The sequence below is a fragment of the Pseudomonas sp. S2_E02 genome (assembly GCF_054668355.1).
On sequence record NZ_CP162761.1, the window covers coordinates 3,200,419 to 3,215,048 of the forward strand.

13 protein-coding genes are annotated in these 14,630 nt (G+C 59.3%); 6 read left to right on the plus strand and 7 right to left on the minus strand.

Annotation, left to right across the window (positions count from 1 at the left end):
• Nucleotides 1–106: 106 nt before the first annotated feature.
• From AB4O01_RS14290 to AB4O01_RS14310, 5 genes are all read right to left on the minus strand, one after another.
• Nucleotides 107–610, minus strand: a complete 504-nt coding sequence (locus tag AB4O01_RS14290) for a CS1 type fimbrial major subunit (RefSeq protein ID WP_186622944.1) — start codon at nt 608–610, stop codon at nt 107–109.
• A 33-nt stretch (nt 611–643) separates the two neighbouring features.
• Nucleotides 644–1,387, minus strand: a complete 744-nt coding sequence (locus AB4O01_RS14295) for a pilus assembly protein (protein WP_093430612.1) — start codon at nt 1,385–1,387, stop codon at nt 644–646.
• 44 nt (nt 1,388–1,431) lie between these two features.
• The gene (locus AB4O01_RS14300) at nt 1,432–2,646 is read right to left on the minus strand and encodes a hypothetical protein (RefSeq protein WP_186622946.1); all 1,215 of its coding nucleotides are present in this window, start codon (nt 2,644–2,646) and stop codon (nt 1,432–1,434) included.
• 4 nt (nt 2,647–2,650) lie between these two features.
• Nucleotides 2,651–5,173 carry a CS1-pili formation C-terminal domain-containing protein gene (locus AB4O01_RS14305; protein ID WP_460092153.1) on the minus strand — a complete coding sequence of 841 codons (2,523 nt, stop codon included), beginning with the start codon at nt 5,171–5,173 and terminating at the stop codon, nt 2,651–2,653.
• A gap of 123 nt (nt 5,174–5,296) precedes the next feature.
• Nucleotides 5,297–5,776: a CS1 type fimbrial major subunit gene (locus AB4O01_RS14310; protein WP_099757076.1), complete on the minus strand. Its 480-nt coding sequence runs from the start codon at nt 5,774–5,776 to the stop codon at nt 5,297–5,299.
• Nucleotides 5,777–6,275: 499 nt separating this feature from the next.
• On the opposite strand from AB4O01_RS14310, the gene AB4O01_RS14315 reads away from it, so the two are divergent.
• Nucleotides 6,276–6,851, plus strand: coding sequence for a PadR family transcriptional regulator (locus AB4O01_RS14315; RefSeq protein WP_093430616.1), 576 nt, complete (start codon nt 6,276–6,278; stop codon nt 6,849–6,851).
• Nucleotides 6,848–7,633, plus strand: a complete 786-nt coding sequence (locus AB4O01_RS14320) for a siderophore-interacting protein (protein WP_093430617.1) — start codon at nt 6,848–6,850, stop codon at nt 7,631–7,633. The genes AB4O01_RS14315 and AB4O01_RS14320 overlap by 4 nt, the downstream gene beginning before the upstream one ends.
• 102 nt (nt 7,634–7,735) lie before the next feature.
• On the opposite strand, the gene AB4O01_RS14325 is transcribed toward AB4O01_RS14320, so the two are convergent.
• Nucleotides 7,736–8,377, minus strand: a complete 642-nt coding sequence (locus tag AB4O01_RS14325) for a Pr6Pr family membrane protein (protein WP_460092156.1) — start codon at nt 8,375–8,377, stop codon at nt 7,736–7,738.
• 1 nt (nt 8,378) lies between these two features.
• Nucleotides 8,379–8,609, minus strand: coding sequence for a VF530 family protein (locus AB4O01_RS14330; protein WP_007916799.1), 231 nt, complete (start codon nt 8,607–8,609; stop codon nt 8,379–8,381).
• Nucleotides 8,610–8,909: 300 nt separating this feature from the next.
• Here AB4O01_RS14330 and AB4O01_RS14335 point away from each other — a divergent pair, with 300 nt between their 5' ends.
• From AB4O01_RS14335 to AB4O01_RS14350, 4 genes are all read left to right on the plus strand, one after another.
• Nucleotides 8,910–10,271, plus strand: coding sequence for a carbohydrate porin (locus AB4O01_RS14335; protein WP_093430619.1), 1,362 nt, complete (start codon nt 8,910–8,912; stop codon nt 10,269–10,271).
• A 219-nt stretch (nt 10,272–10,490) separates the two neighbouring features.
• On the plus strand, nt 10,491–12,902 hold the full coding sequence (locus tag AB4O01_RS14340; RefSeq protein WP_460092159.1) for a glucose/quinate/shikimate family membrane-bound PQQ-dependent dehydrogenase: 2,412 nt from the start codon (nt 10,491–10,493) through the stop codon (nt 12,900–12,902).
• A 520-nt stretch (nt 12,903–13,422) separates the two neighbouring features.
• Nucleotides 13,423–13,797 (plus strand): DUF6124 family protein, encoded by a 375-nt coding sequence (locus tag AB4O01_RS14345; protein WP_093430622.1) that lies wholly within the window; start codon nt 13,423–13,425, stop codon nt 13,795–13,797.
• A gap of 243 nt (nt 13,798–14,040) precedes the next feature.
• Nucleotides 14,041–14,493 carry a hypothetical protein gene (locus AB4O01_RS14350; RefSeq protein WP_460092160.1) on the plus strand — a complete coding sequence of 151 codons (453 nt, stop codon included), beginning with the start codon at nt 14,041–14,043 and terminating at the stop codon, nt 14,491–14,493.
• The last annotated feature ends 137 nt before the right edge of the window (nt 14,494–14,630 follow it).

The window sequence follows — 14,630 nt, forward strand, 5'->3', positions numbered from 1 at the left end:
ACTGGCCGCACTGCCCGGCGACTTGACCGCTTACAAATGCCGGGGGCATACCGATATTGCTCGAGCAGTACCGGGCTTGCGTGCTCTGGGTCAGGCCAAACCGCGCTCATTCTGCACCCGGCGCCCTGGCGGTGAACATCAGCACCACCGTGCCTTGGTAATCCCCGGAGAGATACCCCCCTTCCGGCTCGATCGGATCGATCTTCAACGCCACGCGTTTGCTCCTGGCGGCTTCTTCCTCGGACAGCACCTGGCGCGGAGTGGCGTGCGAACTCAGCTCGACATCATTGAAAGAGACCCGCAGATCGATCACTCCGCCGGGGCGGCCATTATCCAGATAGGGGTCAAAGACCAAACGCGCTTCGATCGCGCTGCTGTCATGGTGCACATCGAAATTGCGCATCAGCCCGCTGAGGGTCGAGCGCTGATAGTCCCACTCAAGCCGCTGTGGCCGGTGAATCCAGTCCGGTTCTGCCGGAATGATGTAGAACGGGCGGCTGGGAATGGTCAGGGACACTTCGAAGGTGTGCTCTTCGCGCGCGGCCCACGCCCCGGCGCCGGTCAGCGCAGTGGCGACCACCAGCGCGGCGGCGGTGCATTGCTTGATCATGTTGGTTACCCGATGGGTCAATGGAAAACAAACCTAGCGACTGGCGGTCTTCATGCTTTTTTTCTCGCTGCCTTCGATCAGGAAGAAGCGGTATTCGCGGCCCTTTTCCTTGTCGAAGGCAAAGGTCTTGCCCGCCAGCACGTGGTGTTTGGTGGTCGCGCCGCAGTCACTTTCCTTGCTCAGTGAACAGCTCTTGAACTCATCGACAATCAGCACGGTGTTGCCATCGTTACGCAGTTCATAGCGTTTTTCGGTGTCATTGATGACGGTGGCAAAACGCGCGTCCTTCGGCCGCACAAAGAAGATCGTGCCGAACCCGGTCATTACGTTGACCCCGGCTGAAAGCGAGTTTTTGTAGTCTTCGCGCTCCTCGCTGCTGACCACGAATTCGTCTTCCTTTTCCGGCACCACCGGGACGAAACGCACGCGGAAATAGCGCTCGCGATCGCGCTCGCCCATGTACAGCAAACGCGTACCCTGCATGCCCTGCGCCGGGACGATCAGCCGCGCCGGACTGGCCATCACGCCATTGCGTGAAGCGCCGTCGGCCGCGTTTTGCACGGGCACTTCCTGCGGCACACCATCGGCGCCGTAGATGATCTCCAGCACATTGACTTTGACGAAAGCCGTCGCATCGCCGCTGTTGAATACGCGTTTCAGGTAAGTACTTTTATCAGCGTCGAGATAGTCGTAGACGGTGCCGACGTTGATTTGCGGGCCGGCCTGCGCCGTCAGGCAACACACGCTGAGCACGCCCAGCAGAAAACCACGTTTCATCGCGTTCAACTCCATGAAAATCGAAAAGGGCCGGACTGGAGCGCTCACGCATCCGAGTCCCAGATAATGGTGATGTTGCCGCGCAGCCGGTCGTTCTTGCCGGGGCGCAGGAGGAATTCGATCGCAAACGGGTCCAGCTCGAAATGCAGCGTGCCGCCCTTGCGCTCTACGTACATGTTTGGCTGGAACGGCCCCATCCAACTGTTGAAATGCAGTGGAATTTTGCTGACGGGGCCACCGCCGGGGCCGTCGATTCCCGCAGGCAAGGACATCGAGACCTTGACCTGAACGGAATCGCCCGAAGGGCTGCCGAGGTTGCAGTACGCCGCGCCCTGGGAACTGCATAGCATCATCACCTTGAAGCGCGAAGATGCCGAGATGAAGAACGGTTGGTCGCGGAAGATCCGCGACGGCTTGCGCCCGCTGTCGATCCACGGCGCCCATCCGCCTTCGGGTTCCAGCGACACTTTGTTGCCACCCGGCGGGAGATCGACTTTTAGGGTGTGCTGAACGTCCAGTACGAAGTCGAGGGTCAGGTTGGAGTCATCAGGTTGAAAACTCTGGCCCATATCGAAATCGCCGCCATTGCCCAGGCGGTAGCTCAGTGACCCGGTGTAAAGGCCCGATGACATGCCCAACGGATTTGGCGTGCGCAGTTCATAGGCGAAGTCGAGGGTATCGAAGTACATGGACGGAATGGTCGCCAGGGTCTTTTTGACGCAGAAGTCTTCGACGGGGGTTTTCCAGAAAAACCGGTAGTCGGTCGGGGAGTAAGCGCCGACGCCGCTGTACAGGCACGGCGGGGACGCATACACCCAACTGCTGCCTTCCCAGAGCCGTTGATGGCCGTCCAATGGATCGCTCACTCCGACCAGTTCGTGGGCCGGCTGGCTCAGGACGTATTTGGAACCGACGCCCGTAATACGCACTTCCACGGTTTCCGTTTCCATCGTATCGGTATTGGTTACTGTCAATCGGCGCCAATTGGCGGGCACCTTTATGCCGACGCCCCAATTGGGCGGAAGGGTCAGGGTGGAGTTGAACCGGACCGGCGTCTGAATGCTGAACATCGAGTTTTCCGCGCATTGATCCGGGTAAGTGGCGCAGTAACCGCTGTTGGGGGTTTTGTTGACGAATACGTTCTTGCCCGGCTGCGAAGAGTCGGGCTGAAACAACGCGCGGATCTCGTGGCTGGCCGCCTGCGCCGAGGACACACCCAGCGCCAATGCCAGCGCACAACCACCTGTCATCATTTTCATAAGATCAACCTGCCTTCTGTTCGGTGGAGGTGGCGTCAGCGAGGGTGTCCGGCGTGCAGCGCAGATCGCCGATCATCAGCACATTGTTTTCGCTGCGATGGTCGGACTCGTTGAGGCGGAACTGGCAGAGCAACTGGTTGCCCTGACGCACTTCCAGGGTCGGTGAACCGGCATTCATTTCCATCGAGAAGAACCCGTCGACTTCGCTCACCCCACGGCTGGCGTGGTTGATCACGTGGTGGCCCTTGAGCGGCCGCCCCTGGCCATCCACCAGTCGGCCGAGCACGGTCATGGTTTTCATCACGCGGACCTTGCGGTACTCCACGCCACCCTTGTTCAGGTGATAGCGGGTGCGCGGCGGTTCGATGGACGCGGCCGGTACGTGGTTGCCCTCGAAGTCGAAACTCACCGAGCTGTTCTGGTACGCGGTGATCGGGATGAAATTGCGCCCCGGCTTCAACGCCGCACCGCCACCGCTGAAATCATCGGCCCGCAGGACGATGTCCTCGATGTCCGACTCGACGTCGACAATCAGCCCGGCGCCACGCACTTCGGTCTGACTGGTCATGAGCATCTGCTGCGCACCGACCACCAGCGTGCTATCGAGGTTGAGGCCGCCGGTGAAATTGCCGTTGTAGGAGGAGCGCTGAATAAAGCCGTCACCATTGACCGCGTCGGTGCGGAAGTTGGCCAGGCTGGCGACGCCCACCCCGTAGGTGTCGGTGAGTGCCGTGACCGACACGTTCTGCAAAACGTGATCCCGGAAATCCTTGCGCCAGCCGAGCGAGGCGTTGTTGTCACGGGCACCGTCACGGGCCGTGCGTGAGCCGATACTGCCGCTGATCTGCTGACCGGGGGCGCCGAGTGCCATGTTGATGCTCAGGTCGACCCCGCGATTGCGCGCATCGCCGCTGCTGAAACTGCCCGGCCGATCAAAAATCGACAGGCGCCAACTGGCATCGCTGCCCAGCACCATCGTGCGCTGGGTCCAGCCCAGATCGACGCCCATGCCTTCGACATTGCCCTCGCTGTGCGAGACCCGCGCGTTGACCGAACTCTTGCTGCTGAGGCGATGGTTGAGCGCCAGCGAGGAATTGCTGGTCTGGCCGATGAACACATTGCGCGGGCGCACCCGGGTGCCGTCCGGCAACGTGTCGTAGGTATTGGTGGTGTCGAGCCAACTGCGGTTATGGCTGACGACAAGACTGCCGGCGCCGTAGTTGTAGAGGCTTTGCAGATCGAGACCGGTGCCGTAATCCTCGGTCTTGTAGACGTTGGCGTAGAGGCTGATGTGATTGGCCAGGGTCCAGTCGATAGAGGTGCCGTATTGCAGTTTTTCGCGAATCTGCCGTGCCGACAGCCCGAGGATGACGCGCGGATGCAACAGGTAATTCAGCGAGGCACCTGCGGTCGGGCTGCCGCTGGCCTGGGTGTCCCAGTTGCTCAGCAGTTTCTGTTCTTCGCCGGCAAAGACGTTGTAGCGCCAGCGCTCGTCGAGGTTGCGCCAGTTGTTGGGCTTGTACACCAACTCCTGAGTAGTGGAGGTGATCTGGCCGTCCTCGATCAGCCGGACTTCCACTTCATAAATGCCACCGGGCAGTGGCCGGGTGTCGAGGGTCTGCAAACCGGCCGGCACCGATTGGGTATTGATCAGCAGGCCATCGCGCCAGATCTCCACCGAACCTTGGCGGTTGGCAGTGACATAGATCGGATAAACGCTGGGCATCGGGCTGTTGATGGCCAGGCTGTCGGAGCTGCCGTACATCACGCCGACGGCGGTGTCGGGACTGTTGCCGAACGTACGCGGCTGGCGTGTCAGCCCTTCGGAATTGGGGGTGAAATAGCCCAGGCGGAAAAAACTGCCTTGCAGTTCGCGCTGGGTGTGCAGCTCTTGAACAGCGTGATAAAGCTTGTCGTCCGGACCGCCGAGACGGGCCACTTGCAGATTCAGCGTCTGACTCCAGCTGCCCAGACTTGAGCTGGCTTCGAGGCCGAAACGCCCGCCGAGATCCTGATCCTGGCCGCCATTGAGGTTGAGCTGGTTACGCACCATCAAGCCATGACTGCCACCATCAGGCTGTTCGAAGTAACGCTTGGCTTCAACGTCGCGTTCGGCATTTTCGGTGAGAATCGAGACCAGCGAGTTTTCCAGGTTGTAATGCACCGCCAGAAACTGGTCCGGGCAGGAACCGCTGCACGCCCCCAAGGGCACGCCGGGTTTCAGATAGCTCGCCCATTTTTCCCGCTCGGCGGGGCCAAAACGATTTTCGCTGGTGTCAGTGAATTCGAGCAGGGTGAGGCGATCGTCGCGGGACAACACCACCATGGCCTCACCCAGTGGTTGCTGATCGACTTCGACCCGTACCGCCAGCGGCACATCAAAGAAATGCTCCTCGAAATCCGCCGGCAAACCCTTGGCCTGCGCCAGCAGACTGCGGGGTGTGGTGCCGGTGGAGTTGGAAGCCACAGCTGCGCTGGCACAAAACAACAGCGCAAGCGCAGCCGCGATGGGTGTCATCGGGAACATGAACGCGTACTCGGATAACAAACAATGGAAGTCCGTCGAGGCAAACAAATCGTCAGCCCCGACGGTCAAGCGTCAACATTGAAGTTGGGCTTAGTGCCTGATCGATCGATCAAGTGACTGCTGTTATGGCGTCACGGCGTCGAAGATCATCGCCACGGCCCCGGTGTAATCACCTGGCTGGAAGTTGTTGCCCACCGCGCTAATGTTCAGCGGCGCACGGTAGTTGACGTCGGACTCGGCTTCACCCACGACCAGTTGCGGAGTCAGGGTCAGTTCCTTGTTGTTGAACAGCACGCGCAGTTCGATAGAAGTACTGCCCGAGATCAGTTTTGGCAGGCTCTCGAGGCTGGCGTGTACCGAGCCGTTATTGTTGCGCACGTCGAAGAAGCCATTGACGTCGCGCATCTTGCCGGTGGTTGGCTGATAGCTCATGTCCTGGTCCTTGTTGACCAGATCCGGATCGGTCGGCACCACATAGAAACCGTTGGTCGGCACATGCGCGACAAGGCTGATCGAGTGCGACGCTTCACCAGCGGCGAATGCGCCAGTGGAACCCAGTGCCAGAAGAGCCAGTGGAGCGGCGATTGCGAGTTTCTTGAACATCGTTATGTACCTGTTTTCTTGATAGGGGGATGAACATTGAAAGTTCAGGTAAATCATTGCCCGAGTTGAGCCAGATCAACTTAAACGTTCAACGCCTAGGCATCATCGACTGTTGCCTCTGGAAAGTAAGCAAGCAACTTCCGATAACCTCGTAGTTAAACAACCCCATGACCCGCCAGAAAAAAGAACAAAATAACGATATTCGAAACAGTAACTGTAAGTTATCCCCTACAGACAGTTTAAATTAAAAAACCATACAGCAACTTCGCCCCGACAGTACGGCAACTCAGGGTCATTTAGAACATATACTCTACATCAAATAGAGTGATGACTTTAACTTTCAAGTTATCGCTGACTTACATCCCGCCGAAAAATCATCGCTTGCATTGGCGGGTGGGCTGCCGCTCGTCAGCCGAGGTCGCGACGCGGGGAAAAACGTCTTGCACAGACCTTAAGATATATCTTAAGTTGTATCTAAACACGACGAGAGAAGACTGAAATGAGAGACCATCATTCCCCCCACCGCGAACACGGCGACGGCCGTGACGGCTTCGAGAAGCGCCCCGGACGTGAGCGCGGCGGCCGTGGCCCACGGGTATTCGCCCCCGGTGACCTGAAATTGCTGCTACTGGCGCTGGTGGCCGAACAGCCGTGCCACGGCTACGACCTGATCCGCCAGATCGAAGGCATGTTCGACGGCGCGTACAGCCCCAGCCCCGGGGTGATCTACCCGACCCTGACCTTTCTCGAAGAGAGCGAACTGATCACTGGCGACGCCGAGGGCGGTAAAAAACGTTACAGCGTCACCGAGGCCGGTCGTTTATCACTCAGTGAGCAAGCGGTCGCGCTGGACGGCGTGCGTATGCGCATCGACGTCAGCAAACGCTCGTTGCGCGGCCATGATCGGCCGCCGGAAATCCACGAAGCCGTGCACAACCTGCGCCATGCCCTGCAAATGCACCACGGCCGCTGGAGCGCCGCAGAAATCCTGCGCGTGCGTGACCTGCTTAACGACACCGCCAAAGCCATCGTCGACGGCCCTGCCGTTCAACCTGCCCCGGAGAAAGCCGAATGACTGCAGTCGATACCCAAACCATTCACCGTGTGATGCACGAAATCAAACGCCGCAAGCTTGAGGTGTTGCGTGTGGTCGACCTGACCCCGCGCATGCGCCGCATTACCCTCGGCGGGCCGGAGCTGGCCGGGTTTATCAGCCTGGGCACTGACGATCACGTCAAACTGTTGTTCCCGCAGAACGCCGAACAAGCCGCCGCGCTGGAGACCATGGTGCTCGGCGCCGGCAAGGACGATGGACCAAAACCGGAAATGCGTGATTACACGCCGCGTCGCTACGACCTCGATGCGCTGGAATTGGACATCGATTTTGTTCTGCACGGTGACGGCCCTGCTTCGACCTGGGCTGAGCAAGCCAAGCCAGGACAATTCCTGCACATCGGCGGCCCGCGCGGCTCGATGATCGTCCCGGATATTTTCGACAGCTACTTGCTGATCGGCGACGAAACCGCCCTGCCCGCCATCGCCCGCCGCCTCGAAGGCCTGGCGGCCAACCGCAAGGCGCTGGTGGTGATCGAAGTGGAAAACGGCGCCGAACAGCAAGTGCTCGAAAGCGCGGCGCAGGTCAATGTGATCTGGGTGTTGCGCGAGGGTAGCAAGGACAACCTGCTGGCGACGGTGAAGCAATTGCAGGTGCCTAAAGGCAATCTGTATGCGTGGGTCGCGACCGAAACAAAAGTTTCACGGCAGATTCGCCGGGTGCTGATCGATGAGCATGGGCTGGATGAACAGCTCATCAAAGCCGTCGGCTACTGGCGCGCTGAAGGATCGGAAGAAGAGTGATATCCCTTGTAGGAGTGAGCCTGCTCGCGATAGCGGAGTGTCAGTCAATAAATTTGTAACTGATCCACCGCCATCGCGAGCAGGCTCACTCCTACAGGTGCTTTAACTTCGTGCAAGCCTCCAGCGGTCGAGGCCAATGACCAGCAAACCAATCCCCACAAACCCCAGCAATATCCCCCCGGCATTCAGCAGCACCTGTGGATAACCCAACACCGCCACATCAATGAACGGATACGCATACGCACCGAGCAAATGCCCGCGCAGCAAGGCGTAGATGAAATACACCAGCGGATAGATCAGCCACACCGGCAGATGCCCCAACCGCAGCGTACCTTTCGGTACGCAGAGCCACCAATAGCCAAGAAACAGCAGCGGCATCACGTCGTGCAGCAACTCGTCAGCAATAAATTGCCAGCCTTCCGGGTGCCACAAATGCCGCAGCAAAAGGCTATAGGCAAGGCCGACCACAGCAATGCTCACGGCAATGCCACTGCTGACCCACGGCTGCAAAAACCAGCGGCGCGCGGCGGATTCGCGAGCGGTCACGGCACAGGTCAGCACCGTCGCCACCAGCGTGTTGGTCAGAATCGTGAAGTAGCTGAAAAAGCTCACCAGCCCGCCCAACAGGCTGGCGCCGACGCTTAAACGTGCGAAGAAAATCAGATAAAGCTGAATGCCCAACCCCGCCCAGCCCAATATGGCTGCGCAGGTGATCAGGCGGCGGCGCCAACAACCGGCATGCATTTCAGAGCGGTCGCTTGGTGCGCATCAATTTCACGTACAGACGCTCGACCTTCTCGCGCGCCCATGGCGTTTTACGCAGGAACGTCAGGCTCGACTTGATGCTCGGATCACTCTTGAAGCAGCGAATATCGATGCGCTCGGCCAATCCCGACCATTCGTAATGGCTCACCAGTGCATTGAGGATCTGTTCAAGGGTGACGCCGTGCAGCGGATCGGGAGTTTGTTCGTTCATGCCAGGCCTATGGGCGAAGTGAAAATGCGGAAGCCGCGCACCTTAGCCGAGGGGCTGACCGGGTGGAAGGCCTGACTTCAAATGTAGGCCAACCCGGAAAGATCGCAGGCCACGATCCGGCCGACAATGCGCCCGTTTGCCGCACTGTTACCGAATCCGAAACGCTGCATGTTCACAAAAGGCCTTTGTCTTTTTGTAACAGATCTTTATCCTGCCGCCCTTCCGCTGAATCGCTTCACTGCCTGCGACATATTGAAGCGCTCGAATTGCACCCCGAAAACACCAAAAAAAGACTGAGCCATGCCCGATTTTTCCTTCTCCCGAGACAGCGCTATCTCAACCCTGCGCACCCTTGGCGGCTTTACCGCCCTCGGCCTCGCCACTTGCGTTCAAGCGGCGCCCGCGTTCGACAGTGAATCACCGTACATGCTCGGTGACTGGAACGGCACGCGCACCGAACTCTCGGAAAAAGGCTACGACTTCAAGCTCGACTACACCGGCGAAATGGGCAGCAACCTGCACGGCGGCTACGACCACGACCGCACTGCACGCTATAGCGATCAGTTCGGCCTGGGCACGCACCTGGATTTGCAAAAGATCCTCGGCTGGGACGACGCCGAGTTTCAACTGACCATCACCAAGCGCAGCGGCAACAACATCAGCAACGACCGCATCAACGATCCGCGCGTTGGCGGCTTCACCTCGGCCCAGGAAGTCTGGGGCCGTGGCCAGACCACGCGTCTGACGCAGATGTGGTATCAGCAGAAATTCTTCGATCAGAAACTCGACATCAAGGTCGGTCGCTTCGGTGAAGGCGAAGACTTCAACAGCTTCCCGTGCGACTTCCAGAACCTGGCGTTCTGCGGCTCGCAGGTCGGCAACTGGGTCGGCGGCATCTGGTACAACTGGCCGGTCAGCCAATGGGCGCTGCGCGTCAAATATCACCTGACCCCCGAACTGTACGCACAGGTCGGCGCTTACGAGCAGAACCCGTCGAACCTCGATCGCGGCAACGGTTTCAAACTCAGCGGCAGCGGCACCCAGGGCGCGATCCTGCCGATCGAACTGGTGTGGACGCCGAAACTCAACGGCCTGCCGGGCGAATACCGTGCCGGTTACTACTACAGCAACGCCAACGCCAGCGACGTCTATAAAGACAGCCACGGCCAACCGGCGGCCCTGAGCGGTGAAGCCTATCGCAGCGCGTCGAGCAAACACGGCGTGTGGCTGGGTATTCAGCAGCAAATCACCAGCATGGCCAGCGATAACTCGCGCGGCTTGAGCGTGTTCGCCAACGGCACGATGCACGACAAGAAAACCAACGCGATCGACAACTACGTGCAGGCCGGCATCACCTACAAAGGCCCGTTCGATGCGCGCGCCAAGGATGACATCGGTTTCGCCCTCGCCCGCGTGCACGTCAACCCGGCCTTCCGCAAAAACGCCGAAGCCAGCAACCGCGCCAACGCCGTGTACGACTACGACGATCCGTCCTTCCTGCCGCCGCAAGACACCGAATACAGCGCCGAGCTGTATTACGGCGTGCACGTGACCAACTGGCTGACCGTGCGCCCGAACCTGCAATACATCCGCCACCCCGGTGGCGTGAACAACGTCGACGACGCCCTGATCGGCGGGATCAAGATCCAGTCCTCGTTCTAAAGATTTACGTAAATCCATTGTAGGAGTGAGCCTGCTCGCGATAGCGGTGTTTCAGGCGACATCTCCAGTGACTGAAACACCGCCATCGCGAGCAGGCTCACTCCTACAAAAAAGAAATTCGTTAGCTAAACAAGTTTTTATCTGAACCATGCCTGTGCCAAATCGTCATCTAAAGTGACTACAGCGCGGGACTACATAAACGTCACGGAGAATCACACTATGAGCACCGTAAGTGCTTCGAGTCGGGGCCGTCTGCTACCGAGCCTGCTCGGCATTCTGCTTCTACTGATGGGCCTGGCCATGTTGGCCGGTGGGGTCAAGCTGAGCATGCTCGGCGGCTCGCTGTACTACCTGCTGGCCGGTATCGGTATCGCGCTGTCCGGCATTCTGATGCTGATGCGCCGTCGCGCGGCGCTGGGCCTGTACGCCATCGTCTTGTTTGCCAGCACCGTTTGGGCGCTGTGGGAAGTCGGTCTGGACTGGTGGCAACTGGTGCCACGTCTGGCGCTGTGGTTTGTCCTCGGTTTCGTCATGCTGCTGCCGTGGTTCCGTCGTCCGCTGCTGCTTAACGGCCCGGCGCCAATGGGCACTGGCGGTCTGACCGTCGCTGTGGTGCTGGCCGGCGTCACCGCTCTGGCCAGCCTGTTCACCCACCCGGGCGAAACCTTCGGCGAACTGGGCCGCGACACCGCGGACACCACCAGCACCGCGCCAGCCATGCCCGATGGCGACTGGCAGGCCTACGGCCGCACCGAATTCGGTGACCGCTACTCGCCGCTGAAGCAGATCACCCCGGCCAACGTCGGCAAACTGCAAGAAGCCTGGCGCATCCAGACCGGCGACTTGCCGACCGCTGATGACCCGGTCGAGCTGACCAACGAAAACACTCCGCTGAAAGCCAACGGCATGATCTATGCGTGCACCGCGCACAGCAAAGTGTTGGCCCTGGACCCGGACACCGGCAAAGAACTGTGGCGCTTCGACCCACAGATCAAGAGCCCGGTCGGCTTCAAAGGCTTCGCCCACATGACTTGCCGTGGCGTGTCGTACTACGACGAAGCCGCTTACGCGAAAACTGAAAACGCTGCCTCGGCGGTGATTTCCGAGGCTGGCAAAGCCGTTGCGCAGGCTTGCCCGCGTCGTCTCTACCTGCCAACCGCTGATGCCCGCCTGATCGCCCTGAACGCCGACACCGGCAAGATCTGCGAAGGCTTCGGCAAAAACGGCGTGGTTGACCTGACCCAAGGCATCGGCCCATTCACCGCTGGCGGCTACTACTCCACCTCGCCAGCGGCGATTACCCGTGATCTGGTGATCATGGGCGGTCACGTGACCGACAACGAATCGACCAACGAGCCATCGGGCGTGATCCGCGCTTTCGACGTGCGCGACGGTCACCTTGTGTGGAACTGGGACAGCGACAAGCCAGACGCCACCGAGCCTTTGGCACCGGGCGAAACCTACAGCCGCAACTCCGCGAACATGTGGTCGCTGGCCAGTGTCGACGAAAAACTCGGCATGGTTTACCTGCCACTGGGCAACCAGACTCCAGACCAGTGGGGCGCTGACCGCACCCCGGGCGCCGAGAAATTCAGCGCCGGTGTAGTTGCTCTGGACCTGGCCACCGGTAAAGTGCGCTGGAACTACCAGTTCACCCACCACGACCTGTGGGACATGGACGTTGGCAGCCAGCCAACCCTGCTCGACATGAAAACCGCCGACGGCGTGAAACCGGCGCTGATCGCTCCGACCAAACAGGGCAGCCTGTACGTCCTCGACCGTCGTGACGGCACGCCGATCATTCCGATCAAGGAAATCCCGGTCCCGCAAGGCGCCGTCAAAGGCGACCACACCGCACCGACCCAGGCCCGTTCGGACCTCAACCTGCTGGCTCCGGAACTGACCGAAAAAGCCATGTGGGGCGCGAGCCCGTTCGACCAGATGCTGTGCCGCATCCAGTTCAAGGAACTGCGTTATGAAGGCCAGTACACCCCGCCGTCGGAACAGGGCAGCCTGATCTATCCGGGTAACGTTGGCGTGTTCAACTGGGGCGGCGTCTCGGTCGACCCGGTTCGCCAGATGCTGTTCACCAGCCCGAACTACATGGCCTTCGTTTCGAAAATGGTGCCACGCGAGCAAGTCGCCGCCGGCAGCAAACGCGAAAGCGAAACCGCTGGTGTGCAGCCAAACACCGGCGCGCCATACGCGGTGATCATGCACCCGTTCATGTCGCCATTCGGCGTACCGTGCCAGGCCCCGGCCTGGGGCTACGTCGCCGGTATCGACCTGACCACCGGCAAAGTCGTGTGGAAACGTAAAAACGGCACCAGCCGCGACAGTTCGCCCATCCCGATCGGCTTCACCCTCGGCGTCCCAAGCATGGGCGGTTCGATGGTCACGGCTGGCGGCGTCGGCTTCCTCAGCGGCACCCTCGACCAGTACCTGCGCGCGTACGACGTGAACAGCGGTAAAGAGCTGTGGAAATCGCGTCTGCCGGCGGGTGGTCAAGCGACCCCGATGACCTACACCGGTAAGGACGGCAAGCAATACGTGCTGCTGGTTGTCGGCGGTCACGGCTCGCTGGGCACCAAGATGGGCGATTACATCATTGCCTACAAACTGCCGGAATAAGCTTTAACGGCGGTAAATGAAAGGCGATGCCCCGCAAGGGACATCGCCTTTTTTTGTGCACACCCATTTTGAATCCACCGGAGAACCCTGTGGGAGCGAGCCTGCTCGCGAAGGCGTCAGCACATTCAACATCTACGGTGCCTGACACACCGCTTTCGCGAGCAGGCTCGCTCCCACAGGTTGAAAAGTGTTTATCCGTGAGAAAGGTGCTCGTCCTACAGACGTTGAAAATTGTGCGGAGTTTTCCGACAAGTCGCGTCGGTTGTGCCTCGGAAATCGGCTGGATAGGCTCGGGGGGTCGCTGCAAATTCAGCGAACGGGCGTCGCGGCCCGACTTCTGGGGCATAATTGCCACCGCTTAACAGCAGCACCCCAAGTGCTTGCTTTATGGTGGCTGTACGCGGGATACCTTCGGGTATGCCGAATGCCTCAGGTCGGTCCGCGAACCCGCGTACAGCTGCCACCCCTCTTTTTGCGTCGCGGCAATTAGAGGAATGGTCCAATTCCTGAGGAGTAACAAATGAAAAAGCCAACACCCAATCCACCTGAAACCGAAGACACCACCCCCTACGAATTCCCCGGCTCGAAGCGCTTCCACGAAGCCGCCGAACGCGCGCTCGACCACTACCTCAAACCCAACGCCTTGACCCTGCGCTTTCACAAACCCAGCACCATGTTCCAGGTCGCCCCCGAACAGGACAGCGAAAGCCTGCTGGTCCACGCCTGCGAATCGCTGGCCCAGGCCAGCCTCATGACCAGCGACATCGCCGCCTACATCGACCTGCCGCAGCGGCGCACGATTCTGGCCATCCAGCAAATCATCATGCTCGCCGAGCTGGCCGTGAACCGCGTGCTGGATAACCACGAAATCCGCCAATCCCCAACACACAGCTAACCCTCTGTGGGAGCGAGCCTGCTCGCGAAGGTGTCAGCGCATTCGGCAGTTGGACTGACTGACACAGCGCTTTCGCGAGCAAGCCTGCCCCGCACTTGATCAACACTGTGCCTGCTATATAACTCCTATCAAGAAGGCTCATCGCGAACACGTATAAAAACCTGTCAGATATGACAGTTCACTGTCTTCACCCGCCCAATCAGACTTCCTTCTCCAACCAAGATCAGGCACAGGAAGCACCCCATGACCCATCCAAAGGCATCCCCAGCAGTTTGGGTAAACGGTATTCTCAACGTTAATGTAAAAGGCACCATTGGCGGTACGCCGGTTAATCTGACCAGCTTCGCGACAACCAGCATTTCCACCTCTTTCAACGAGCTCGGCGGTTACAATTTTTCTTTCGAAGATAACCACGGTTCATCGAGCCAACGAACCATCTCCATCTCGCTTCGCAAGCTGCTGGACCCTGCAATCGCTGGCTACCTTGAAAATGTCGTGACCGAACGAGGTATTCAGCTTTATGACTATGAAGTGACATCCTCTTCCGACATTTCTGTAAGTCAACTCAATAGCGGCCTGTACTTATACTCCCTCGATAATTTGCAACTTTCCGGTAAGGCACGCCACGGTGATGAAACACGTGAACTCACCGGTAGCGGATACTTTTTTCTCCAAGAGCTGACTTACCCTGTCTAACAAACAGGTCAGGATTTCACTCGTCAGGTTAAACGTGCGTCTGCCGTTCCGTCACAGGTGTAGGGCAGACGCATGCCGACGTGAAATACCGAGTCGAACCCAAGCTCTACATCGACAGACCAATAACCCCCCTATAC